Annotated in this window: 22 protein-coding genes; 12 read left to right on the top strand and 10 right to left on the bottom strand. The window is 62.4% G+C overall.

Features of this window, described 5'->3' with window-relative positions:
• The 6 genes from BD293_RS15620 (at position 1) to BD293_RS15595 (ending at position 6391) form a co-directional block, all read left to right on the top strand.
• Positions 1-1563, top strand: a complete 1563-nt coding sequence (locus BD293_RS15620) for an L-aspartate oxidase (RefSeq protein WP_142084664.1) — start codon at positions 1-3, stop codon at positions 1561-1563.
• Positions 1560-2408 (top strand): carboxylating nicotinate-nucleotide diphosphorylase, encoded by an 849-nt coding sequence (gene nadC / locus BD293_RS15615; protein ID WP_142083298.1) that lies wholly within the window; start codon positions 1560-1562, stop codon positions 2406-2408. The genes BD293_RS15620 and nadC overlap by 4 nt, the downstream gene beginning before the upstream one ends.
• Positions 2409-2551: 143 nt before the next feature.
• Entirely contained in the window at positions 2552-3211 is a 660-nt protein-coding gene (locus BD293_RS15610) for a DUF1007 family protein (protein ID WP_142083296.1), read from the top strand.
• Positions 3196-4095, top strand: a complete 900-nt coding sequence (locus BD293_RS15605) for a nickel/cobalt transporter (RefSeq protein WP_142083294.1) — start codon at positions 3196-3198, stop codon at positions 4093-4095. The genes BD293_RS15610 and BD293_RS15605 overlap by 16 nt, the downstream gene beginning before the upstream one ends.
• Before the next feature lie 41 nt (positions 4096-4136).
• Positions 4137-5513 carry an MATE family efflux transporter gene (locus tag BD293_RS15600; RefSeq protein WP_142083291.1) on the top strand — a complete coding sequence of 459 codons (1377 nt, stop codon included), beginning with the start codon at positions 4137-4139 and terminating at the stop codon, positions 5511-5513.
• 11 nt (positions 5514-5524) lie between these two features.
• On the top strand, positions 5525-6391 hold the full coding sequence (locus BD293_RS15595; RefSeq protein WP_142083289.1) for a DMT family transporter: 867 nt from the start codon (positions 5525-5527) through the stop codon (positions 6389-6391).
• 53 nt (positions 6392-6444) lie between these two features.
• Here the strand turns inward: BD293_RS15595 and BD293_RS15590 are convergent, their stop codons facing one another.
• Positions 6445-7728: an IS4 family transposase gene (locus BD293_RS15590; protein ID WP_142079747.1), complete on the bottom strand. Its 1284-nt coding sequence runs from the start codon at positions 7726-7728 to the stop codon at positions 6445-6447.
• A 348-nt stretch (positions 7729-8076) separates the two neighbouring features.
• Here BD293_RS15590 and BD293_RS15585 point away from each other — a divergent pair.
• Positions 8077-9140, top strand: a protein-coding gene (locus tag BD293_RS15585; protein WP_142079576.1) for an IS630 family transposase whose coding sequence is annotated in 2 segments (ribosomal slippage) — positions 8077-8562 and positions 8565-9140 — 1062 coding nt in all. Because the reading frame shifts where the segments join, the coding sequence is not laid out codon by codon here.
• Positions 9141-9156: 16 nt separating this feature from the next.
• Here BD293_RS15585 and BD293_RS15580 read toward each other — a convergent pair.
• The 8 genes from BD293_RS15580 to BD293_RS15545 form a co-directional block, all read right to left on the bottom strand.
• Positions 9157-9846, bottom strand: a complete 690-nt coding sequence (locus tag BD293_RS15580) for an ABC transporter ATP-binding protein (protein WP_142083286.1) — start codon at positions 9844-9846, stop codon at positions 9157-9159.
• Positions 9843-10595: an ABC transporter ATP-binding protein gene (locus BD293_RS15575; protein ID WP_142083284.1), complete on the bottom strand. Its 753-nt coding sequence runs from the start codon at positions 10593-10595 to the stop codon at positions 9843-9845. Before BD293_RS15575 ends, BD293_RS15580 begins: the two co-directional genes overlap by 4 nt.
• Positions 10588-11565 carry a branched-chain amino acid ABC transporter permease gene (locus BD293_RS15570; RefSeq protein WP_142083281.1) on the bottom strand — a complete coding sequence of 326 codons (978 nt, stop codon included), beginning with the start codon at positions 11563-11565 and terminating at the stop codon, positions 10588-10590. The genes BD293_RS15575 and BD293_RS15570 overlap by 8 nt, the downstream gene beginning before the upstream one ends.
• Positions 11558-12475 carry a branched-chain amino acid ABC transporter permease gene (locus tag BD293_RS15565; RefSeq protein WP_142083279.1) on the bottom strand — a complete coding sequence of 306 codons (918 nt, stop codon included), beginning with the start codon at positions 12473-12475 and terminating at the stop codon, positions 11558-11560. The genes BD293_RS15570 and BD293_RS15565 overlap by 8 nt, the downstream gene beginning before the upstream one ends.
• Before the next feature lie 61 nt (positions 12476-12536).
• Positions 12537-13679 carry an ABC transporter substrate-binding protein gene (locus BD293_RS15560; protein ID WP_142083277.1) on the bottom strand — a complete coding sequence of 381 codons (1143 nt, stop codon included), beginning with the start codon at positions 13677-13679 and terminating at the stop codon, positions 12537-12539.
• Positions 13680-13749: 70 nt separating this feature from the next.
• Positions 13750-14577 (bottom strand): alpha/beta hydrolase, encoded by an 828-nt coding sequence (locus BD293_RS15555; protein ID WP_142083275.1) that lies wholly within the window; start codon positions 14575-14577, stop codon positions 13750-13752.
• Complete coding sequence (locus BD293_RS15550; protein WP_142083273.1) at positions 14574-15032, bottom strand: GAF domain-containing protein; 459 nt, start codon at positions 15030-15032, stop codon at positions 14574-14576. The genes BD293_RS15555 and BD293_RS15550 overlap by 4 nt, the downstream gene beginning before the upstream one ends.
• Positions 15033-15127: 95 nt before the next feature.
• Entirely contained in the window at positions 15128-16306 is a 1179-nt protein-coding gene (locus BD293_RS15545; RefSeq protein WP_142083270.1) for an acetyl-CoA C-acyltransferase, read from the bottom strand.
• A gap of 89 nt (positions 16307-16395) precedes the next feature.
• Between BD293_RS15545 and BD293_RS15540 the strand changes: the two genes are divergently transcribed.
• Positions 16396-16752: an STAS domain-containing protein gene (locus BD293_RS15540; protein WP_142083268.1), complete on the top strand. Its 357-nt coding sequence runs from the start codon at positions 16396-16398 to the stop codon at positions 16750-16752.
• Complete coding sequence (locus BD293_RS15535) at positions 16749-17297, top strand: ATP-binding protein (protein ID WP_142083266.1); 549 nt, start codon at positions 16749-16751, stop codon at positions 17295-17297. Before BD293_RS15540 ends, BD293_RS15535 begins: the two co-directional genes overlap by 4 nt.
• A 228-nt stretch (positions 17298-17525) precedes the next feature.
• Here BD293_RS15535 and BD293_RS15530 read toward each other — a convergent pair whose 3' ends face one another.
• Positions 17526-18971, bottom strand: a complete 1446-nt coding sequence (locus tag BD293_RS15530) for a cobyric acid synthase (protein WP_142083264.1) — start codon at positions 18969-18971, stop codon at positions 17526-17528.
• Between the two features lie 148 nt (positions 18972-19119).
• On the opposite strand from BD293_RS15530, the gene BD293_RS15525 reads away from it, so the two are divergent.
• The 3 genes from BD293_RS15525 (at position 19120) to BD293_RS15515 (ending at position 24449) form a co-directional block, all read left to right on the top strand.
• Positions 19120-19980 (top strand): nitrilase-related carbon-nitrogen hydrolase, encoded by an 861-nt coding sequence (locus BD293_RS15525; protein WP_142083263.1) that lies wholly within the window; start codon positions 19120-19122, stop codon positions 19978-19980.
• Positions 19981-20463: 483 nt separating this feature from the next.
• The gene (locus tag BD293_RS15520; protein WP_142083261.1) at positions 20464-22002 is read left to right on the top strand and encodes a trimethylamine methyltransferase family protein; all 1539 of its coding nucleotides are present in this window, start codon (positions 20464-20466) and stop codon (positions 22000-22002) included.
• Positions 21999-24449, top strand: coding sequence for a GcvT family protein (locus tag BD293_RS15515; RefSeq protein WP_142083258.1), 2451 nt, complete (start codon positions 21999-22001; stop codon positions 24447-24449). Before BD293_RS15520 ends, BD293_RS15515 begins: the two co-directional genes overlap by 4 nt.
• Positions 24450-24469 lie beyond the last annotated feature (20 nt).

The following is a 24469-nucleotide window of genomic DNA, read 5'->3' as shown; positions in this document are numbered from 1 at the left end:
ATGACGGATCGCGTGGTGATCGTTGGGGCAGGTCTGGGCGGGCTTTATGCCGCGCTGGCGCTGGCCCCGATCCCGGTGCTTGTCATCTCGCCCGAGACATTGGGCGAGGGTGCCTCTTCCGCATGGGCGCAAGGCGGGATTGCCGCCGCGATGGCACAAGGCGACACACCTGCAGCCCATGCCAGCGACACCATCGCTGCGGGCGCGGGGACCGTTGACGCGCATATCGCTGCATTGGTCACACAGGCCGCACGCGACCATATCCTTGACCTGACCCAGCATGGCACGCCATTTGACCGCGATATGGCGGGCAATTACATCCTCAACCACGAAGCCGCGCATTCAACCGCACGCGTGGTGCGGGTTAAGGGCGATCAGGCGGGCCGCAAGATCATGGAAACGCTGATTGCCGCAGTCCGCGCGACCCCCTCGGTGCAGGTGATGGAACGTGTCGTGGCCCAAAACCTTGTCGTGGAACAGGGGCGCGTCACCGGAATCGTGCTGGCGCAACTGGACGGCGAGGCCATCTCGAAACCCGTGACACTTCAAGCGCCTGCGGTGTTGCTGGCGGGCGGCGGCTCTGGCGGGTTATATGCGCTGACAACGAACCCCCCGCGCATTCGTGGGCAGGTAATGGGGCTGGCGGCACGCGCGGGCGCGGCAATGGCGGATATGGAGTTCATCCAGTTCCACCCCACCGCAATGAATCTGGGGCTGGACCCCGCACCCCTGGCAACCGAAGCGCTGCGCGGCGAAGGGGCGCGGCTGGTCAATTCCGACGGCGATTATTTCATGGCGGCAGCGCATGATCTGGCGGAGCTTGCACCGCGTGACATTGTTGCGCGCGCGGTCTTTGCCCAGACACAGGCCGGCAAGCGGCCCCAACTGGACACGCGCAGGGCGATTGGCGCGGCGATCCACACGCGCTATCCCGCCGTGACAGAGGCCTGCCGCAAGGCGGGGCTGGACCCCGTAGCGCAGCGAATCCCGGTGGCCGCGGCGGCACATTACCATATGGGCGGTGTGGCGACCGATGCGCGCGGGCGCGCTTCGCTGTCGGGGCTTTGGGTCTGCGGCGAGGCGGCCTCGACCGGGTTGCACGGCGCCAACCGCCTTGCGTCCAACGGGGTGTTGGAGGCGCTGGTTTTTGCGCGCCGCGCAGCTGAAGATATGCGCGCCGAATTGCCCCCGTCTGCCCCCCCCGCCGGGCCGCTCGCGCTGCCCTTCTCGCCGGGGGGCGTGCCGGTAGAGGCGGGATCGGTGATGGAGTTGCGCCACCTTATGACCGATCTGGTGGGCGTGCGCCGCACAGAGGCAGGGCTGCAACAGGCGTTGACCCGCATCGCGGCACTGGAGCAGGCACAACCGGACTGCCGCGATTTTCAGAATATGTGCGCGACCGCCACGCTGATCGCAGCGGCGGCGCTGTTGCGCACCGAAAGCCGGGGCGCGCATTGGCGCGATGACCACCCGGATGCAAACCCGGAGAAAGCGCAGCGCTCGCATCTGACATGGGCCGACGCTTTGCATCTGCGTGACACTGCCAGCAAGGAATTGACATGACCCATCCCCCCCTGCCCGAATTGCTGATCGAGCCCTTGGTGCGCGCGGCCTTGATTGAGGACCTGGGACCGTCGGGGGATGTGACCTCGGCTTGTGTCATTCCGGCGGGGCTGCGCTACAGCGCGGCGTTGAATGCGCGGCAGGACGGCGTGATCTCTGGCATGCAACTGGCGCAAATCGCGTTCCGGCTGGTGGACCCGTCGCTGACAGTCACAGTGCACCGCCCCGATGGCAGCGCGGTTGTCGCAGGCGACACAGTGATGACGATTGAGGGCGCAGCGGCCTCTATCTTGTCGGCGGAACGCGTGGCGCTGAATTTTGCAGGCCGCCTGTCGGGGATTGCCACGCTGACGGCTGCATTCGCGGCGCGGACAGCGGGCACTTCGGCGCGTGTGACCTGCACCCGCAAGACCACACCGGGGCTGCGACTGGTCGAGAAACAAGCGGTCTTGCATGGGGGGGGCGCTGCACACCGCTTCGGGCTGTCGGATGCGATCCTGATCAAGGACAATCATGTTGCAGCAGCAGGCGGGATTGCGCCTGCTTTGCGCGCCGCACGCGCGAACGCCAGCCATATGCGGCGCATCGAGATAGAGGTGGACACACTGGCGCAACTGGATGAGGTGCTGGCCACAGGCGGCGCGGACGTGGTCTTGCTGGACAATATGAGCACGCCCAATCTGGCCGCTGCGGTGCTGCGGGTGGACGGACGGCTGGTATTAGAAGCGTCGGGCACCATGCGGTTGGAGCGGATTGCCGAAGTGGCGGCGACAGGGGTGGATTTCATCTCGGTGGGCGCATTGACGCATTCGGCCCCGGTTCTGGATCTGGGTCTAGATTTCTGAAAAAAGGGGCGATCTGCGCACCCCAGCACCGGAGCGCCCCACCCACCCACCCTGCGCCCCGGCGCTGGGGTGCGCAGATCGCCCAAGCGTGACTTGTAGGCCGCGCGACAGCGCTGTAGATTTCCCTGAAATTGGAGGGGCAGATGAGATTATGGCAGAGTCTTCTTGCTGCATGCCTCGCGCTGGGGCTGGCCAGTCCGGCTGTTGCACACCCTCATATTTTTGTCGATGTCGAGCTGGAAGTCGTTTTTGATGACGACGGTTCCCCGAAAGGGGTCTGGATATCATGGGCCTATGATCCGTTTTTCTCGATGCTGCTGGTGTCTGATCTGGGGCTGGACCTGGATTTCACGGGCGAGCTGACCGAGGAGGAACGCGCCGAACTGGACGGGTTCGACATGAACTGGATCGAGGATTATCACGGCGACACCCACGCCACACAAGGGGACGAACCGCTGGCCCTGAGCGGGCCGGTCGAGTGGGCCTCGGACTACCGCGAGGGGCAGTTGATGTCGCGCCATCTGCGCCTGCTGGAAGACCAGCCAGACCCGGCGCACGAATGGGTCTTGGCCGTGTATGACCCGACCTATTACACCAGCTACGGCATTGTTGGCACGCCACAAGCCACAGGGCGGAGTGATTGCACATTGCGCGTGTTCGAGCCTGATTGGACCGCAGCGGGTGCGCAACTCGAAGCCGCGCTGGACGAGGTGCTGGGTGCAGGCGGCGACATCGAGGCGGATTTTCCGGCTGTGGGCGCACTCTTTGCCGAAGAGGTCAGGATTTCATGCGCAACGCCGTGATCCTGATTGCCGTGGCGCTGGGCGTGGGCGGGCTGATCTATCTGGCGGGTGGCGGTATGGATCAGATCACGCTTTGGGCGCAAGGCGCACAGCGCGGGTTTCAGGACCAGATGGCGCTGGGACTGCGCGCACTGCGCGCGGGCCAGCCGGGGGCACTGGCAACCTTCTGGGGGTTGTGCTTTGCCTATGGGTTTGTTCATGCGGTCGGTCCGGGGCACGGGAAATTCCTGTTGGGGGCATATGGCGCAGGCAGTCAGGCGCCGCTGGGGCGGATGGTCGGCATTGGGCTGGCATCGTCGCTGGCACAAGGGCTGAGTGCGATTGTGCTGGTCTATGCGGGCGTGCTGATCTTTGATGCCTCGCGCGAGGCGATGCAGATCACAGGCGACATCTGGCTGGAACGCGCCAGCCTGATTGCGATAGCGCTGATCGGGTTGTGGCTGGTCAGCCGCGCTGCGCGCAAAATGATCCGCCAGACCATGGCCGCACCTGTCATCGTCAGCGACCAGAACCACGGCATTTGCGAAGAGTGTGGCCATCGCCACAGCCCCGACATGCACGAGGTTGCGCGCGCGCAGGGGTGGCGCGATATTGCCCTGCTGGTGGGTGCGATTGCGATCCGGCCCTGCACGGGTGCGTTATTCGTGCTGATCCTGACTTGGCGCATGGGGCTGGTCTGGCAGGGCATTGCCGCCGTTCTGGTGATGGCGCTTGGCACCGCGGCGGTGACCATAGCTGTGACCGCGACAGCGGTTCTGGCGCGCGACGGGGCGCTGGACTGGGCCGACAAGCTGGGACGCGCGCGCGCAATTACCCCGGTTCTGGAAGGGGGCGCGGGGCTGTTCATTCTGTTTGTAGCATTGAACATGTTAAAAATTCTCTAAGCAGCCTTGCCGCTGTTTGCGCTTGGCGCTAACCCTGCGGGATGACACAGGGCACCCCCATTTTCAGATCAAACCTGCGCGGCGTTCTGGCGCTTGGGCTGCCGCTTGCGGGCAGTCATCTGGCGCAGTTCATGCTGGCTGTGACAGATACGATCATGCTGGGCTGGTATGGTGTCACGGATCTGGCCGCAGGCGTACTAGGCGCGGCGCTTTTCTTTGCCGTTTTCACCTTCGGGTCGGGCTTTGCCAATGCCGTTATGCCGATGGTGGCCACAGCGGCCTCATCGGGACAGGAAACCGAAGTGCGCCGCGCAACCCGGATGGGGCTGTGGCTGTCGATTGCTTTTGGTCTGGGAGCACTGCCTGTGTTCTGGTTCTCGGGCGCGTTGCTGACGGGGCTGGGCCAGCCAGAAGATGTGATCCCATTGGCCGAGGCCTATATGCGCCTGCTGGGCTTTTCGCTGGTGCCTGCGCTGATCGTGATGGTGCTGAAAAACTATCTGGCCGCACTGGGTCGTACGCAGGTGGCGCTGTGGATCACTGTCGCGGCAGTGGGATTGAATGTCGGCCTGAACTGGATGTTCATTTTTGGCAATCTGGGTATTCCCGAAATGGGCGTGCGGGGCGCGGCAATCGCCACGATCGCGGTTAATCTGGTGACTGCGGGCGCGCTGGCGCTTTATTGCGCGCTGCAACCGGCGCTGAAGCGCTACACGCTGTTCCAGCGCTTTTGGCGGGCCGATTGGCAGGCGATGGGGCAGGTCTGGCGGCTGGGCTGGCCGATTGGCGTGGCGCTGGTGGCCGAAACGGCGCTGTTTTCCGCAGCGACGGTGATGGTCGGATGGATCGGCACGCATGAACTGGCCGCACACGGGATTGCGCTGGAAATCACAGCGATGCTGTTCATGGTGCATCTGGGCTTTTCCAATGCGGCCACTGTGTTGGTCGGGCGTGCGCGCGGCCAGCGCGATCAGGCGGCCCTGCGCGCAGGGGCGAAAACGGCGGTGCTGGTGTCGATGGGTTTTGCCACTGCGACGATGCTTCTCTACATTCTGGCCGGGCCTTTCCTTGTGGGGCTGTTCCTGTCCCCGGATGAACCCGCACGCGCCGCGATCATCACCATTGGCGCGTCCTTCCTGATTGTGGCGGCGGTTTTTCAACTGGCAGACGGGGCGCAAGTCATGGCCATGGGATTGCTGCGCGGGGTGCAGGACACACGCGGGCCAATGCTGATTGCCGCGTTCAGCTATTGGGGCGTAGGCCTGCCGACAAGCTATCTGTTCGGGATCGTTCTGGGCTGGGGCGGTGAAGGGGTCTGGGCCGGGTTGGTCGTGGGGCTGAGTTGTGCCGCGATTTTGTTGATGTTGCGCTTCTGGCGCGGACCAGGCCGGGCTGACGCCCTGCCTTGGGCGAAATAAAGGGCTGAGCAATGGATCTGCGTGCAATTCTGATGGGGCTGGCCTTTGCGCTGATGTGGTCCTCGGCCTTTACCTCGGCGCGGATGATCGTGGCGGATGCGCCGCCGCTTTATGCGTTGAGCCTGCGGTTCCTGATTTCAGGCCTGATCGGCATCGCAATTGCGCGCGCGCTGGGGCAAAGCTGGGTTCTGACCCCTGCCCAATGGCGCGCGACCATCGTGTTCGGGATCTCGCAAAACGCGCTGTATCTGGGGCTGAATTTCGTGGCCATGCAAACTGTCGAGGCGTCGGTTGCCGCAATCATCGCATCCAGCATGCCATTGCTGGTGGCGCTGTCGGGCTGGCTGATCCTGCGCGAATATCTGCGCCCGCTGGCGATTGCCGGGCTGTTTGCAGGTTTCGCAGGCGTGGCGCTGATTATGGGCGCGCGGATCACGGGCGGGTTGGACCTGTTCGGCGTGGGATTATGCGTGCTGGGGGTCGTGTCGCTTACAGTGGCAACAATGAGCATGCGCGGGGCGTCCGGCACAGGCGGCAACTTGCTGACAATCGTGGGGATGCAGATGCTGGTGGGCGCTGCGATCCTGATTGTCCCGGCGATGCTGCTGGAGGTGCCCGAGGTGAACTGGACATGGCAGTTGGTGGGCGCGTTCAGCTACACCGTTCTGGTGCCGGGGCTGGCGGCGACATGGGTGTGGTTCTTGCTGGTGGCGCGGATCGGCGCGGTACAGGCGGCAACATTCCACTTCCTGAACCCGTTTTTCGGCGTGGCCATCGCGGCACTGCTGCTGGGCGAGGTGCTGGGGATATTTGACGTGGTCGGGGTGTTGGTGATCATGGGCGGCATTCTGGCGGTGCAGCGCGCGCGTATTCCGTGAGGGAGTTTGAGGGGCTGCCGCCCCTCAAACTCCCTGCCTGAAGGCTAGGCGATTCACACATTTCTGAGTTTCCATCCGTGTGAGACGGATTTGAAGTATTGTAGGCCATGTCGGAATGTAATTGGCCCTGGCGGTTTGGATTTTGGGTAGCCGTCCCATCCGCCGAGCTTGGCGATGATCCACGCGGCCCAGGCAAGTGTTTCCGGCGGGTGAGGGTTTTTCTGGAGCGCGGTCTTGCCTTCGAGTTCGGGCAGGAGAGCATGAAGGGTCTGGATTTCGGAGGATGAGAAGGCGATTTTGGCGTCTTGCCCGGACTTGCCATCGCGCGCCTGAACGAGTTGCATGATGGTGCAGGCCGCGCGGGCGGCAATCGCGGTCAGCTTGATCAACCGCTCGGCATTTTCCAGTTGGCTGTCCTCTAGTTGCAACCCCTGTTGCTTCAGGGTGCGGAAGAATTGTTCGATATGCCAGCGTTGCCGGTACCAGCTTACCGCGCGCCAGGCCATGTCCGCATCCTCGACCTTGTGAGTGGTCAAAAGCCGCCATGAGATGGGCTCGGCGCCCGGTGGCGCATTCACCTCGCTGACTTCGATCAGGCTGACCTCCACCGTCTCGGCCAGCCCCGGCTGTCTGGCCAGATTGGCAGGACGCTTGATCGTAACGGGGCCAAATCGGGCCTCAAGTCTGGCGGTGCGCGCCGGGCGCCCTGGGCGTGCGCGCATCGCCACTTGTGCCGTACCTGCCAATTTCAGCGGGGCAGAGGACAGCTTGCCGCCACCTTCCAGGATTGAGCGATCCGTCATGGCACGGGTCAGGATGTGAAAGCCCGGCTCCGGCAATCGTGCCCATTTCTCATAGATATCGCTCTCGCGATCGCCGATTTCAGTCACCATATGCGCCTGGGCCAGAACTGTCTTGGCAGCCTCTGCCGTGCTCAGCCACCGATGCGATTCCTTCTCGGACAGGGGGCGGGCCCGGTGGGGAACACTTACGCGGCCATCGCGTGTCCATATCCGGCCCGCGGCCAAACCCAGAATGCCACCCGTCTCGGCATCCACACCCAGCATCGCGTGGAGCAAAACACCGCGCCCAGACCCCTTGCCGATTGCACCCAGTCCGCGACTGCGCTCTTTGGTTGTCGAGAAATTGAAGTCGCTGCTGTCCTGAATCGCAAGAATATGCCGCCCCGCGCAGGCTTGCGAAAGCTCCGCTCCCCAGCCTTCAATCACCGCCTCAGCCGTCACGCGCGGATTGGCCAGAAAGCGCGAAAATCCGACAATCCCACTGCGGCGGCCACCCGCCAGACGCCGAAGACAGGTGCTCGTGCGCGCCACCATTGCTGCGAGCAGCAGACCCCCCTTTTTGCCAGGCGTTCGTCTCCGAAATCACCCAGCCTCCAGCCTTCCGAAGTCACCACAGACGCCCTCCCACTTTAGGTAGAGCGATCGAATCATGCGCAACAAAAACGGTCAAGTGCCGAAAACCGGAGCGCACAGCCAAAGATGTGTGCATCCCTTAGTGCCTGAAGGGGGGCACGCCCCCCTTGAGAAACCCCGTGAGTATTTTTCGCAAGAAAATGACTCATACCAAGTCTCGCGAAATCTGACTCTTCTGAGGGTTTTGGGATTCCCAAATCTATGAAGATCTGACTCAATGGCGTCAGATTTTCTGGGGAGGGCCTCTCTATGGGCGCAGCGCTCGCGTTACGGACAGACTACGACGGCATGAAGTTGAGAGAACTTGCGCGAAAGACAAAGGATGCCAACCAAGCCCGCAGGCTTTTGGCGCTGGCGGAGATCTATGATGGCGGTCGGCGCAGCGATGCTGCTCGGATTGGTGGTGTTGGCCTACAAATTGTCCGTGACTGGGTGGAGCGGTTTAATGCCCGCGGGCCTGACGGCTTGATCAACGGCAAAGCTCCTGGTCAGCAGTCTAAGCTTAACGATGAGCAGCGCAGGGCGCTTGCTGCAATTGTTGAGAGCGGTCCGACCTTATCGGTCCATGGGGTCGTCCGCTGGCGCCTGAGTGATCTGAGGAAATGGATTGCAGACACATTTGGGATTTCACTTCACGAGACGTCGATAAGCCGGGAACTCAGGGCGCTTGGTTATGTCAAACTCACAGCACGCCCGCGCCATCACGCGCAAGATACAGCCGCACTGGAGGACTTTAAAAAAAAGGGTTTGCAGCCGCAGTAGCAAAGCTCCGCGCACGGCTCCTGCAAGGCACTGTGATCGAAGTCTGGTTCCAAGATGAAGCGCGTGTCGGCCAGAAAAACAAGATCACGCGCCGATGGGCGAAGCGCGGTACGCGACCTTCCGCCCCACATGATCAGCGCACGAGTTCAAGCTACATCTTTGGAGCGATTTGCCCAGCCCTCGGGAAAGCTGCAGGTCTTGTGCTGCCAGCGTGCAATACCGAAGCGATGGCCCTGCATCTTGCTGAAATCTCCCAAACTGTCGCACCCAAAGCACATGGGGCTGTGCTCGTGGATCAAGCCGCATGGCACATGACTGACAAGCTGGTCATTCCGGACAACATCACCATCATCCCGATCCCCGCAAAATGCCCAGAACTCAATCCAGTCGAAAACATCTGGCAATTCATGCGAGACAACTGGCTATCAAACCTCATCTTCGAAACCTATGAAGACATCGTAGATCATTGCTGCAAGGCTTGGAACAAATTGGTCAGCATGCCCGACACAATCACCTCCATTGGAACCCGCGACTGGGCTCAAGAGTTCTGATCAATGCTGATTGGTATCAGACGCCCAGATAAGTGGTTTGCAGGTCTGTTCTCAGGTCTTCGGGGACCCCTTGCCATGCGACCGCCCCGCGTTGCACGATCACGCAATGATCGGCGAAGGGCAGGATTTCGGACAAGGTCTTGTCGACCAGCAGAATCGACAGGCCATCAGATTTTAGCGCCGTAATCGCGGCCCAGATTTCGCGGCGGATGACAGGGGCCAGCCCTTCGGTTGCTTCATCCAGTACCAAAAGGCGGGGGTTGGTCATCAGCGCGCGGCCAATGGCCAGCATTTGCTGCTCGCCGCCCGACAGGGTGGCGGCCAGTTGCTGGGTGCGTTCTGCAAGCCGAGGAAAGAAGGCCTGCACGCGCGCCAGACCCCATGGGCCGGGGCGCGCGCTGGCGATCAGGTTTTCTGTCACGGTCAGGTTGGGAAAGCAGCGCCGCCCCTCTGGCACCAGCCCGATGCCCAGCCGTGCCGCGCGAAACGACGGCGCGGCGGTGATATCATGCCCGGCAAAGCGCACAGCGCCCGCGCGCAAGGGCAACATACGACAGGCGGTGGCGATGGTGGTGGATTTGCCCATGCCATTGCGGCCCATCAGGGCCACAGCCTGCCCTTCATGCACTTGCAGGCTGACGCCGAACAAGGCTTGCGAGGCGCCATAATAGACGTGCAGGTTTTCAAGGTCGAGCAGGGGGGTCATGCTGTTTCCTCGCCCAGATAGGCGGCGCGGACCTGTGGATTGGCGCGGATATCGGCGGGCGCGCCTGTGGCGATGATGCGGCCATAGACCAGGACCGAGATGCGGTCGGCCAGCCGAAAGACTGCGTCCATGTCATGCTCGATCAGCAGAATCGGGGCTTCGTGTTTCAACGCGTTCAGAAAAGTGACAAGGCGCGTTGTCCCTTCTGACCCAAGCCCGGCCATCGGTTCGTCCAGCAAAAAGCATTTGGGGCCCATGGCCAGTGCCACCGCAATTTCCAGAAGCCTGCGTTCACCATGGCTGAGCATCGCGGCTTCGACCGAGGCGCGGGGACTTAGGCCGACGCGCGTCAGTGCCGCGCGTGCGCCTTCGCGCAAGGCTGTATCACGGTTGACCGAGCGCAAGAAACGGTAGCTGTGCCCTTGTCGGCCCTGAAGTGCCAGCATGACATTGCGCAGCGCCGAATAGTCAGGGATCAGCGAGGACACCTGAAAGCTGCGCCCCAGACCGGCCTTTGCGCGGCGGGCGACAGACAATGCGGTGATATCTGCGCCGTCCAGCCAGACTTGCCCCGCATCCGGCGCGATCTTGCCCGAGACAAGCCCCATCAGCGTGGACTTGCCCGCACCATTTGGCCCGATCAACGCGTGGATTTCACCGCGCTGCAAGGTCAGGGTCACATCATCCGTGGCTTTCAGCGCGCCGAAGCTTTTGGACAGGCCGCGCAGGTCCAGAACCGGATCAGCCATTCTGCGCCCTCCCCGCGATCAGCCCGATCAGCCCGCCGCGTGCGAACAGAACGACCACCAGCAGCACAAGGCCCAGCCATAGCTTCCAATGCTCGGTCAGCCCGCCGAAGAACACCTCGAACCCCACCAGAATGGCTGCACCGGCCACAGGGCCGAACAGGCGGCCGACACCGCCCAGAATGATGATGACGATCAATTCGCCCGACATGGTCCAAGCCATCATTGCAGGGCTGACAAAGCGGGTCAGGTCGGCCATCATCGCGCCCGCAAGCCCGGTGATCATGCCCGACAGGATGAAGGCCACCAGCTTGACCCCGAAAGGCGAGATGCCAATGGCCGCCGCGCGGTCGGGGTTCTGGCGGATGGCCATGAGGGCGGCACCAAAGCGCGCGGCGCGCAGCATTGCAAAGATGCCAAGCACGGCCAGCAACACGCCGTAGGCGATCACGAACAACTCCCACGGGCGGGCGGTGTTCAGGCCGGGAAACTGGTTGCGCACGAATATGGGCAAACCGTCTTCGCCGCCATAAGCGGGCCATGACAGGGTGAAGAAAAACCCCATCTGCGCGAATGCCAGCGTGATCATGATGAAGAAAATGCCGCTCGTGCGCAGGGACAGCGCGCCGACAATACCGGCAATCAGCCCGGACAGCGCCATTGCCATGGCCCATATGGGCAGCATCTGGTTGGTGCCGGGCAGGCTCAGAACGGTCGTGCCCGAAAAAGCATGATGTGCCGCAATCCCGGCGACATAGCCGCCAACGCCCAAGTATAGCGCATGGCCAAAGCTGACCATGCCGCCCAGCCCAAGTGCGATGTTCAGCCCCACGCCCGCAATGGCCAGAATGGCGATGCGCGTGGCCAATGTGATGATAAACGGCTCGCTCGCCATCCATGCCCAGAGCGGCACCGCGAAAAGTGCGCCTGCCAGCAGGGCATTGAGCAACCATTCCTTGCGCGTGCTATCCATGGGCGGGAAACAGTCCTTTGGGTCGGAAGATTAGCACCAGCGCCATGAGCAGGTAAATCAGCATCGAGGCCAGCGCCGCCCCCACCCCCATCGCCTGCGAGGTGTCCATGAATGTGGCAAAGACGCGCGGCAGCAAAAACCGGCCCATCGTGTCGATCACCCCGACCAAGAGCGCGCCGACCATTGCCCCCTTGATCGACCCGATCCCACCGATCACGATGACCACGAAGGCCAGAATCAGCACAGGTTCCCCCATGCCGACCTGCACGGACTGAATGGCCCCCACAAGTGCCCCTGCAAGCCCTGCAAGGGCAGCACCCAACGCAAAGACAATCGTGTAGAGCGCGCGGATATTCACCCCAAGCGCGGCGATCATCTCGCGGTCCGACTCTCCTGCACGAATGCGGATGCCAAGTCGTGTTTTTGCGATCAGCACCCATAGGCCAACGGCCACAGCAAGGCCAAAGCCGATCAGCGCCAGCCGGTACAATGAGTAGTCCACGATCCCCAGACGGACAGTGCCGCGCAGGGCATCAGGCACATTGAGGTAAAGCGGAAAGGGGCCAAAGATCATGCGCACCCCTTCCGACAAGATCAGGATCAGGGCGAATGTGGCCAGCACCTGATCCAGATGGTCGCGCGCATAAAGACGCCGGATCACGACAATTTCAATCAACGCGCCCGCTGCTGCCGCAGCCGCGATGCCCGCCATCAGCCCCAGCCAGAAGTTGCCCGTCATCCCGGCAACGGCGGCGCACAGAAACGCCCCGATCATATAGAGTGACCCATGCGCCAGATTGATCAGCCCCATAACGCCGAACACCAGCGTCAGGCCAGCCGACATCAGAAACAGCATCAGCCCGAACTGCACGCCATTCAGAAGCTGCTCGAGCACCAGCGCGAGACTCATCTAACACCTCGGGGGACAAGAAAGGCAGCCCCGGCCTGTGCCGGGGCGCGAAGGGCGTCGGTTACATAGGGCAGTTTTCACCATGCACATCGCGGTGTTCTTCAAAGGCAGTGCCGATGATCCGGTTGGTCAGTACGCCGTCAACCTCGACCACTTCGCGCACATAGACGGTCTGCACCGGGTGCTGGTTGGCGGCAAAGCTGAAATCGCCCCTGACAGAGTCGAAATCAGCGGCGCGCAGGGCGTCGCGGAACGCGTCGCTATCCGCGACATCAGCGCTGGACAGGGCCGAGAGGATCAGGTTCGCCGTGTCAAACCCCTGACTTGCGTAGAGTGAGGGCAGGCGGCCATGAGCCTGCTCAAACGCGGCGACAAAGGCCGCATTGGCAGCATTGTCCAGATCGGGCGACCATTGCGCGGTGTTGATCACACCCAACGCGGCAGACCCCATGGCAGGCAGCACATCCTGATCGAAGCTGAAGCCTGCGGAAACAATTGGCAGATCAACGCCGGATTGTTCATATTGGCGCATGAATGAAATGCCCATGCCGCCCGGCAGGAAGATAAATACCGAATCCGCACCAGAGGCGCGAATTTCCGCAATCTCGGCGGCATAATCGGTCTGGCCCACCTGCGTGAACAACTCGCCCGCCAGTTCCCCCTCAAAATAGCGCTTGAAGCCGATCAGCGCGTCCGTGCCCGCAGGGTAATTCGGGGCCATGATAAAGGTGTTCTCGTAGCCCAGCACATTGGCATGCTGGCCCGCTGCCTCGTGCAGCATGTCATTTTGCCATGCCGCATTGAAATAATTGGGATGGCAATTCGCGCCTGCCAGTGGCGAGGGGCCAGCATTGGGCGAGATGTAAAAGATATCCTGCCCCACAGTCGAGGGCACCACCGCCATCGCAAGATTTGACCAGATGATACCGGTCAGAATATCGGCGCGTTCCGACTGGATCATGCGCTCTGCGATCTGGACCGCCAGTTCCGGGCGCTGGCCATCATCTTCGACCACAAGCCTGATCGAATGCTCGCCCGCCATTTCCAGCGCCAGTTGAAACCCGTCGCGCACATCGACCCCCAGCCCGGCACCGCCGCCGGACAATGTGGTAATCATGCCGACCGTGACCGTCTCTGCCTGCGCCATACTGACCATTGCGCCAGCGGTCAGGGCCGCCAATGCGGTCGTCCTGAGGGTTGTCATGCGTCACTCTCCCTGTGTGATTTATTGCTTTACACAAGTGTTGCCCCGAACCGGTGAAAAAGTAAATGTCTTACGCGCGCGGGGGCAGTTGCGCTAAAACAGCTTGCGTCAACGCGCTGTCAGGCTGGGCCAGCCCGTCGATCACATTAAAATGGTGTAAACCGTGCGCAACATGCAGGCGCGCGGCACAGCCCTTGCGCGCCCATGCTTCGCGCAACAGCGCAGACTGGCGCAAGAATTCCGGCCGCTCATGCCCGCCGACCCATGCCGTCACGGCGATGTCCATCGGCGGGCTGTGCAGGGCAGAGCTCTCATCGCGCGCGGTCGCCTCGTTCAGCCCGAGTTCCGCATTCATCTGCGTGTGCAGCAAGGGGCGCAAGTCATGCAGCCCTGAGATGGACAGGACATGCGCGATCCGGTCCAGAATACCGCGCGGCAGGGGGGTGTCCTCGCAGACCATGCGTGTCACCAGATGCCCGCCTGCCGAATGGCCGGTCAGGCAGACAGGGCCTGCAACCTCTGCCGCGGCGTGGGTTATGGCGCGCGCAATCTGACCAGTGATCTGCGGGATGCGCGCTTCGGGCGCAAGCGTGTAGCTGGGCAATGCCACCGCCCAGCCCTGTGCGACCGGCCCCGCCGCCAGATGCGACCAATTGGATTTGTCGAATTTCAGCCAATATCCGCCATGCACGAACACCACGAGGCCGCGCGGCATAGCATCGGGCAGGAACAGATCATATCTTTCGCGCGGTTGGTCGCCATACGCGATATCGGCGCGCATATTTGCGCCAGCCCGAAACGCCTGCGCTGCCTGTTCCCAGCGGGGCGGATACGCCGCCGCCCCGTCGATATAAGCCCCGTTCGCAAAGGCATCTTCCCAGTCGATTACAGCGCTCATGTCAGCGGCCTTGAAAACACATGCGACAAGATCGCCCCCAGCGCCGCAGCGTCAGCCTCGGTAAAGGCATCGGGCTGGTCACTGTCGATGTCAAACACCGCAATCAGTCGCCCCGCGCCATCACGCACCGGCAGCACCAGTTCTGAACGGGTGGAACTGGCGCAGGCGATATGCCCGGCAAAACCTTCAACATCCGGCACAAGCTGCACCTCGCCCGTGCGCGCGCAAGCGCCGCAGACCCCGCGCGAAAACGGGATCACAAGACAGCCATGCCCGCCCTGATACGGGCCGATTTTCAGCATCTCAGGGGCTGTGACGCGGTAGAACCCGGTCCAGTCGAAGCGCGCATCGGAATGATGCACCTCACAAGCCAGTGTCGCCATCAGGGCCACAGCATCCGTCTCGCCCTCGGTCAGGGCCTCGATCCGCGCTGCAAGCGCATCATAATCCAGCATTCGGTGTCCTTTCAGTGAAGCGGGAGCAAGCGGCGCAGCCGCCTTGCGACGCGGCCGCGCCCCCTCGATGGGGGCAAGGCCGCATTTGGTCGGCCTCAGGGCCGCTCGATTGCAATTGCCGTGCCTTCGCCGCCGCCAATACAGATGGCCGCGATCCCGCGTTTCAGCCCGCGCGCTTCCAGTGCGTTCAGAAGCGTAACCATGATCCGCGCGCCAGACGCGCCAATCGGATGCCCCAGCGCACAGGCCCCGCCATTCACATTGACCACATCACGCGGCAAGCCCATCTCATGCATAAAGGCCATGGGCACGACCGCAAACGCCTCATTCACTTCCCACAGATCGACATCGGACACCGACCAGCCCAGCCTGTCCAGCAGTTTGCGCGCCGCCGGAACAGGGGCCGTGGTGAACCAGCCGGGTGCCTGCGCATGGCTGGCATGGCCCCGGATAAAGGCGCGCGGTGCGATGCCCTGCGCTTCGGCCGCATTGCGCGACGCCAGCACCAGCGCCGCCGCCCCGTCCGAGATGGATGAGCTGTTGGCCGCCGTTACTGTGCCATCCTTGCGAAACGCGGGCTTGAGGTGGGGTATCTTGTCAGGGCGGGCAGATTTCGGCTGCTCGTCTTCCAGCATGATGGCCTCGCCACTGCGCGACGGCACGGTGACAGGGGCAATCTCGCGCACAAACGCGCCCTGTGCCTGCGCGTCAAGCGCGTTTGACAGGGACCGCAACGCATAGTCGTCCTGTGCTTCGCTGGTGAACTGGTAATGCGTGGCGCAATCCTCGGCAAATGTGCCCATCAACCGGCCCTTGTCATAGGCATCTTCCAGCCCGTCCAGAAACATATGATCAATCACCTGCCCATGCCCCAGCCGTGCGCCACTGCGCATCTTTGGCAAAAGGTAAGGCGCATCAGACATGCTTTCCATGCCGCCCGCGATCATGATGCCTGTCTGCCCCAGCGCAATCTGGTCATGCCCGATCATCGCCGCTTTCATGCCGGACCCGCACATCTTGTTCAGTGTGGTTGCGGGCACTGACTGGTCCAGCCCTGCGGCGAATCCGGCCTGCCGTGCCGGGGCCTGCCCCTGGCCTGCTGGCAGGACGCACCCCATCAGCAGCTCTTCAACCTGCCCCGCCTCAAGGCCCGAATCGCGCAACGCGCCGCCAATTGCTGCGCCCCCAAGTGGGGGTGCCCCCAGACCGGCAAAAATACCCTGCAAACCGCCCATCGCCGTGCGCGCGGCACCCAGAATGGCTACTTCATGCATGTTTCAGCTCTCCGATGACCTGTCCGACAACTCTTTGGTAACACTTTGCCTTTAATCTCACCATATCGAAGCTCAGGAAAGGGGCGAATATGCAGGTGACACTGGGGCAGGCTGATGGGGCGCTTGTCATCACTGTGCGGGAGTCGCGCCTTGATGCCGCAGTTGCCATCGTGTTCAAGGACATCATACGTGATGTCACAGTGAAAGATGGCACGCGCGTTATCCTTAACCTGAAACATTTGCAGTTTCTGGACAGCAGCGGCCTTGGGGCGATTGTGGGCGTCATGAAACTGCTTGGACCGTCGCGCCCGCTTGAAATAGCGGCGCTCTCTCCGGCTGTGCGCAAATTGTTCCGCCTGACGCGGATGGACACTGTTTTTCGCATTCACGACTGCGCTCCGGATGCAAAGGATATCGACGTCACGCAGATCACCGCTGCCGGATGACGCAGGTTGCTTCAGCCATATCCGGTTGCGGGGGACTGCGGACCAAAGCGGCAGAGCGATCCTTTGGCAAGGAACACGCACAGGCCGGGCAAACCGATCCAAGCCGCACGCTGCGTCTCGCGTGCTGGGCAAACCTGACCGAGGTGCGCGGCACGCTGCAACACATACATGATTTCCTGACCGTGCAAGACCTGCCTTGCGAAACGGTGGACGACCTTGATCTGGTTTTGTCCGAAGCGTTGTCCAATATCGTCCGGCATGGGAATATGGGGGGCGATGGACGGATCGACTGTCACCTCGTGATACGTGACATATCGGTAGAATGTCGTTTGTCCGACACCGGCGTTGCCTTTGACCCCTCAGGGGCAGGCTTAACCGCACCCGACCCGATGGCGTTTTCAGAAGGGGGTTATGGCTGGTTTCTGATCCGCAGCCTGACCCACCACATAACCTATGCGCGCGACGGCGCGTGCAATGTGCTGTGCTTTTCCATCCTGCGCTGTGCGGGGTGTGGGTCAGAGTGGTGCCGCGCGGCTTGCCAGTAATCGCAGGAAAACATGTGTTTTTGTCGGACAGACACGTTCCATCCGACCACCGTCGCACGGGCCTATGATGGATGGCACCTGCCACCGGACCGGCGCGCCCCCCGCGCTGGAAGTGACATGTCGCCAGACCGAAATGGGGGCACAAGCCCCTACAGAATGGGCAGGCCCAAACGGTTCATGAACCGCCCCGAGCACGCCTGAAACACATGCGCGAGGGGCCATGTGACGTCATCGCGACAACGCCAGAATCCCCGCGACATCAATATGCGCCTCGACATGATCGGCCAGCGCATCAAGGGCCTGCTCGATCACCGCGCCATGCACCATCCCGGATGCCGCAATATCCAAACCTGCCAGAAACTGTGCGCGGAACATGTCGGATGCAAACAGCCCATGCAGATATGTGCCCGTGATCTGTCCGTTGGCCGAGATCGCGCCCTCGCTCTCGCCGTTCACTGTTGCGAAGGGGCGCGCACGATCAGGGCCAATGGTGCGCCCGATATGTATCTCGTATCCCATCACCTCCAGCCCCGTGGCCACATGTTGCGCCGCAACGCGTGTCAGCCGCTTGTCGGGCGACATCGTGGTTTCGACATCGAGTATGCCCAGCCCGGCAGTGTCGCCCGCTTCCCCCTCGATCCCTTCGGAGTCGCGCACAACCTGACCCAGCATCTGATACCCGCCGCAAATACCCAGCACATGCCCGCCGCGCCGGATATGGGCCTGCAAGTCGATATCCCACCCTTGTGCGCGCAAAAAAGCCAGATCGCCGCGCGTGGATTTCGAGCCGGGCAAGATCACCAGCCGCGCATCCCCCGGTATCGCCTCACCCGCGCGCACAATCACCAGATCGACATTCTCTTCGGCGGCCAGCGGATCAAGGTCGTCGAAATTGGCAATGCGCGAAAAGGCCAGACAAGCAATCTTGGTCCCGCCCCCCGATGGCCCAGACGCCAGATCAAGCGCATCTTCGGCAGGCAGCAAATGCGCGCGGTCAAACCAAGGCACCACCCCGAACCCGCGCCAGCCGGTGCGCTGGGAAATCAACTGATACCCGTCGTCAAAAAGCTGCGGATCACCGCGAAATTTGTTGATAAGAAACCCCACGACCATCGCCGCGTCATCCGCATCTATCACGGCCTGTGTGCCAATGAGTTGCGCAATCACGCCGCCCCGGTCGATATCCCCCACCAGCACAACGGGCACATCTGCGGCCCGCGCGAACCCCATATTGGCGATATCACCGGCGCGCAGATTAACCTCGGCCGGGCTGCCCGCCCCCTCAATAATGACCAGATCATGCGCCGCACGCAACCGCTGAAAACTATCCAGCACCGCCCCCATAAGCTGCGGTTTCAGGCGCGCGTAATCGCGCGCCATCGCTGTGGTCAGGCGCTTGCCCTGCACGATAACCTGCGCGCCGCGTTCGCTTTCGGGTTTCAGCAGGACAGGGTTCATATCCGTTATCGGTGCCAGCCCGCAGGCCAGCGCCTGCAAGGCCTGCGCGCGCCCGATTTCGCCCCCGTCAGCAGTGACAGCGGCATTGTTCGACATGTTTTGTGGTTTGAACGGGGCCACCCGCAGCCCCCGCCGCCGCGCCGCACGACACAGCCCCGCCACCAGCATGGATTTCCCGACATTAGAGCCGCAGCCCTGAATCATCACCGCTGTCATCAACACCACCATCCTTCGGGCCATGAGCTGCCATTCGGCGCGACCTTGCCCCAGCACGCGACAAAAGAGAAGTGCCAACGGGGCTTGCGCGCACCCCGCCCGGACGCCATTCTCGCCGCTTGGGGCCGCACAGAAGGACATCTTGCAGATGAAAGTCGGAATCGCACAATTTGCATCTGATCCAACCGATCTGGAGGCCAATTTCGAAATGCACCGCGAATGGATCGCCCAAGCGCGCGCCGCTGGGGTCGCGTTCCTGTTGCTGCCGGAATTGTCGCTGACGGGCCATTATGGCGCGATGCGCCTGCTGGATTTCGCCATGCCCCGCACCGATCCGAGGCTGATCGCCCTGTCAGAACTGGCTGGCGATATGACCATCTGTCCGGGCTTTATCGAGGAGGGGCCAGCCGCACAATTCTACAACACGACCGCAGTGTTGCGGGCGGGGGAACTGGTCACGCTGCACCGCAAGATCAACCTGCCCAATTATCGCCTGCTGGAAGAGGGCAAGCATTATGCCTCGGGGCGGTTTGTCGACACATGGGCGCTTGACGATCAGTGGCGGCTGGGTCTGATGATCTGCGCCGATGCATGGAACCCCGCGCTGGTGCATCTGGCCTGTCTGCATGGCGCAACGCTGCTGGCCTGCCCCGCCTCGTCCGGGATCGAGGCGGTGGGCGAGGAGTTTGATAACCCCGCCGGATGGGCGCGCACGATGGAGTTTTATTCGGTCATGTATGGGCTGCCCTCGATGATGGCCAATCGCACGGGGCGCGAGGCAGACCTGACATTCTGGGGCGGCTCGCGGATACTGGACCCGTTCGGAAAACTGCTGGCGATTGCGGGGGCAGAGCCGGAACTGATAACCGCAACGCTCGACTATGGCGCGCTGCGCCGCGCGCGCCATGCCCTGCCAACAGTGCGCGACAGCAATATCGCCCTGATCCACCGTGAAACTGCCCGCCTGATCGACTCGCTTGGTGTGCCGGATGTGGTGCGCCGCCCGTAGTGTTTGCCGCCTGACACAAGATACCTATGACTGCTTGGAGGGTTTTGCGGACTGTCCCCAAGCGCGGAATCAAGGGCGTCAGCCCGCCGCGCATCGCCGGGCCGCCCACGGGCACGGCGATTTGGCTGCCACCAGCACAACGCTCTGATCTTGCTCGGATTTGGCTGGCATAAAGTGCTATAGATCAAGCTGGAGATCGCCGCACCGCGGCCCGACGCTGCGCGGCTTTGCACCCGGAAACGCAATGCCTGCAAAATCCCGCAAAGCCGCCACTCGCGAAAGCATCGCTTGGGGCGCGGGAATTTTTCGTCAGGTGGCGAACACCAGCATGGCGCAATTTGGCGCGTGGATTGGGCAAAATGTCGTCTTTTGCAGCCTGTGCCGGCGCATCTTCGCAGTATGCTTCTTCTGTCCTGCACAGGAAGGAAACGCGATGTTCGCCTGCACCCTGCCCCGCCACGCTGCACCCTTGCGGGGCCAGCCATGAACGCCCCGCGCCGCGCAGGCGGACGCCGCAGCAAGGCCGGTCGCACCAGTACGGGCCTGCCGCAACTGCCGTGGCAAAGCCTGACGAACCCCTATGCGCCTATGGAAATCGCAGATGCAGAGGGGGTTGAGGCGATTCACCGAACCTCTCTGCGCATACTTTCGGAACTGGGCATTCGGGTTATCGGCACCTCGGTTTTGGACCTGTTCGCCAAGGCGGGTGCCAAGGTCGACCGCGACACCGGACTGGTGCGCTTCGACGAAGAACTGGTCAATCACGCGCTGGCAACAGCGCCAAGCCGCACCAGCCTGACCCCCCGCAACCCTTCGCGCCGCGTCGAGATTGGGGGCAATTCCCTATGTTTCGGGCTGGTTGCAGGCCCGCCCAATGTGCATGACTGCCTGAACGGTCGGCGCGCGGGCAACATGGCGGATTATGAAAACTTCATCCGTCTGGCCCAGTATTTCAACGCGATTCACCTGATCGGCAATCAGGTTACCTCGCCCATGGAACTGCCCGCCAATTCGCGGCATCTCGACACCTATCTGGCCAACTTGCGCCTGAGCGAATTGTCCTTTCATGTCTCGGCCATCGGGCGGGGGCGGGTGATGGACGGAATCAACATGATGGCGATTGCGCGCGGCATCTCGGTCGCGGATATGGCGCATAGCCCCGGTGTGACGACCATCATATCGGTCAACTCGCCACGCCTGTTTGACGAGGAAATGGGCGAAGGGCTGATCGCAATGGCCGAACATGGCCAGCCCGTCTCGATCACGCCCTTTACGTTGATGGGCGCAATGACGCCTGTGACCCTGCCCGCAGCAATGGCCCAGCAAAACGCCGAGGCGCTGTTTGGCGTGGTCCTGACCCAGCTTGTGCGCCCCGGCGCGCCGGTAATTTACGGCGCGTTCACGTCAAATGTGGATATGAAATCGGGCGCGCCCGCCTTTGGCACACCGGAAAACACCAAGGCCAATCTGATCGCCGGACAACTGGCGCGGCGCTATGGGCTGCCTTACCGGACCTCGAACGCCAATGCGTCGAATGCGGTCGATTTGCAGGCCGCCTATGAAACCAGCATGTCCACATGGGGGGCGGTGTTGGGTGGCGGCAACCTGATCTATCACGCGGCGGGGTGGTTGGAGGGGGGTCTGACCGCATCTTATGAAAAGCTGATCCTCGATATAGAGATTTTGCAAAACATGATCGAGGTGTTGAAGCCGGTCGATTTTTCTGAGGCAGAACTTGGCTTTGACGCCATCGCGGCTGTGCCCACAGGCGGGCATTTCTTTGGCACCGAGCACACCATCGCGCGCTATCAGACCGCATTTTACGAGCCGCTTTTGTCAGACTGGACGAATTACGGCGGCTGGCAGGCGGCGGGGGCGAAAACCGCGCTGACCCGCGCGACTGAAATCTGGCAACGCGCGCTGGCTGAATATGAAGAACCCGCCCTCGACCCCGCCATCCGCGAGGAACTGGACGCCTATGTTACCACCCGCAAGGAACAGATCGGAACCGCCGAGCCATGACACACGCAAAACCCCTTCCCACCCATGCGCAGGCCGTTGTCATTGGCGGCGGCGTCATCGGTTGCTCGATCCTGTATCATCTTGCCAAACTGGGCTGGTCCGATGTGGTGTTGCTGGAACGCAGCGAGTTGACCTCTGGCTCCACATGGCACGCGGCGGCGAATATTCACGGGCTGCATGACAGCACCAACATTTCGCGGCTGCAACATTACACGATGCAGCTCTATAAGGAGTTGGAGGCAGAAACCGGCCAGTCCTGCGGCGTGTTCCAGCCCGGATCGCTGTATCTGGCGCAGACAGAGGCGCGCGTGCATCAGTTACGCCTGCAAGAAGCGAAGGCGCGCCGCTACGGGATGAATTTCCATGAAGTCTCGCGCGATGAGGCAGAGCGGTTGCACCCGCTGGTCAATTTCGAAGGGGTGCAATGCATCATGTTTGAACCCGATGGCGGAAATGTTGATCCGTCGGGCGTGACCAATGCCTATGCCGTGGGCGCGCGCCAGCGCGGCGCGGAAATTCACCGCTTCACCCCTGTGACAGGAACCGAGGCGCAGCCGGATGGCACTTGGATCGTGCGCACCGAACGCGGTGACATCCGCACGCCTTGGGTTATCAATGCGGCGGGGCTTTGGGCACGCGAAGTGGCTGCATTGGCAGGGTTGAGCCTGCCGCTTGTCCCGACCGAGCACCAGTATTTCGTGACCGAAACCATCGCGGAAGTGGCCGCACTGGGCCGGCGCTTGCCCTCGGTCGCGGACCGGGATGGCGAGTATTACTTGCGTCAGGAAGGGCAGGGGTTGCTGGTCGGGGCCTATGAAAAAGATGTGCGGTTCTGGGCCGAGGATGGCACGCCGCTGGGCTTCGGGCATGAGTTGTTCGCCGATGATCTAGACCGGATCGAGGACAACATCCTGCGCGCCATCGACCGTGTTCCGGTGGTCGGCACGGCAGGCATCAAGCGCGTTATCAATGGCCCGATGATCTGGTCGCCGGATTCGTCCGCACTGATGGGGCCAGTGCCGGAAATGCGCGGCTATTTCTGTTGCTGCGGCATCATCCCCGGCTTCAGCCAGTCAGGCGGCCTTGGCAGGCTGGCGGCGGAATGGATCGTGCAGGGCGAGCCATCATTGGACCTGTTCGGTTGGGACATGGCGCGCTTCGGGCATTGGGCGGGCAAGGATTTCACCCGCGCGCGGGTGGCGGACCAATATGCCAACCGTTTCAAAATCCACTTCCCCGGCGAGGAACGAAGCGCAGGCCGCCCCGCCCGCACCCGCCCCGCCTATGCGGTGCAACAGGAATTGGGCGCTGTGTTCGGGCTGAATTACGGCTGGGAACACCCGCTCTATTTCGACGCAAACACCCCCGACAGCGCCGGTTTCACGCGCCAGCCGTGGTTTGACAGCGTGGGCCGAGAGGCGCGGATGCTGCGCGAGGATGCAGGCATCATCGACATCTCGAATTTCGCCAAATACCGCGTGGCGGGGGCAGGGGCCGAAGACTGGTTGAATGCCATATTCGCCAACCGTATGCCGACCCGCGTGGGCCGGTCCTGCCTGACGCCGCTGATCGGCAAGCGTGGCGGGGTGGCAGGGGACTTCACTGTCACACGGCTGGGCGCGCAGGAATTCTGGGTTATCGGGTCGGGCATGGCAGAGCGGTATCACACCCGTTTTTTCCACGATGTGCCGCTGCCGGATGGCACCAGTTTCGACAGCCTGACCGACAGCATGTGCGGGTTCAACATTGCCGGACCCCGCGCGCGCGACCTGCTGGCGCGGCTGACCAATGCGGATTTATCAAACGCGACCTTTCCCTTTTTCCGCTCGCAGCGGATTACCGTGGCTGGGGTGGAGTGCGTGGCCCTTCGGGTGTCCTTCGCCGGCGATCTGGGCTGGGAATTGCATTGCGCGGCAGCGGATCAGGTCACGCTTTATAGCGCCTTGCTAGAGGCAGGCCGCGCGGTTGGCGCAGGCCCCGTCGGCAGTCGCGCACTGATGAGCCTGCGGGTCGAGAAGGGCTATGGCAGTTGGGGCCGCGATTACAGCCCCGAATACTGGCCACAGGAATCAGGGCTGGACGGGCTGATTTGCGCCGACAAGGAGTTTCTGAACAAGGACGCATGGCTTTCTATCCGCAACACCGCCCCGCGTGAACAGATGGTCATGTTAGAAATCGACGTGGACGATGCCGATGCACAGGGCGGCGAGCCCGTGTTTCTGCCCGATGGCACGCCCCTTGGGCAGGTGTCGTCAGGGGCGTATGGTTATGCCGTGCAGAAATCGCTGGCCATCGCGTATGTGAGTGCCGACAGGCGCCCCGCTGATGGGATGGTGCAAGTGGCCATTCTGGGCAGGCCGCACACGGCCCGCATTCTGGACCGCGCCCCGTTCGACCCCGATGGTGCGCGCCTGCGTGACCGCGCACTGGCCGAGATGTCGCCCTGATCATGCCCTCTCGACTTGGG

Origin of the sequence: Roseinatronobacter monicus, from assembly GCF_006716865.1 — a bacterium.
GTDB lineage: Bacteria > Pseudomonadota > Alphaproteobacteria > Rhodobacterales > Rhodobacteraceae > Roseinatronobacter > Roseinatronobacter monicus.
Note: the sequence above shows the minus strand (reverse complement) of the source record. Positions and strands in the feature narration are given on the sequence as shown.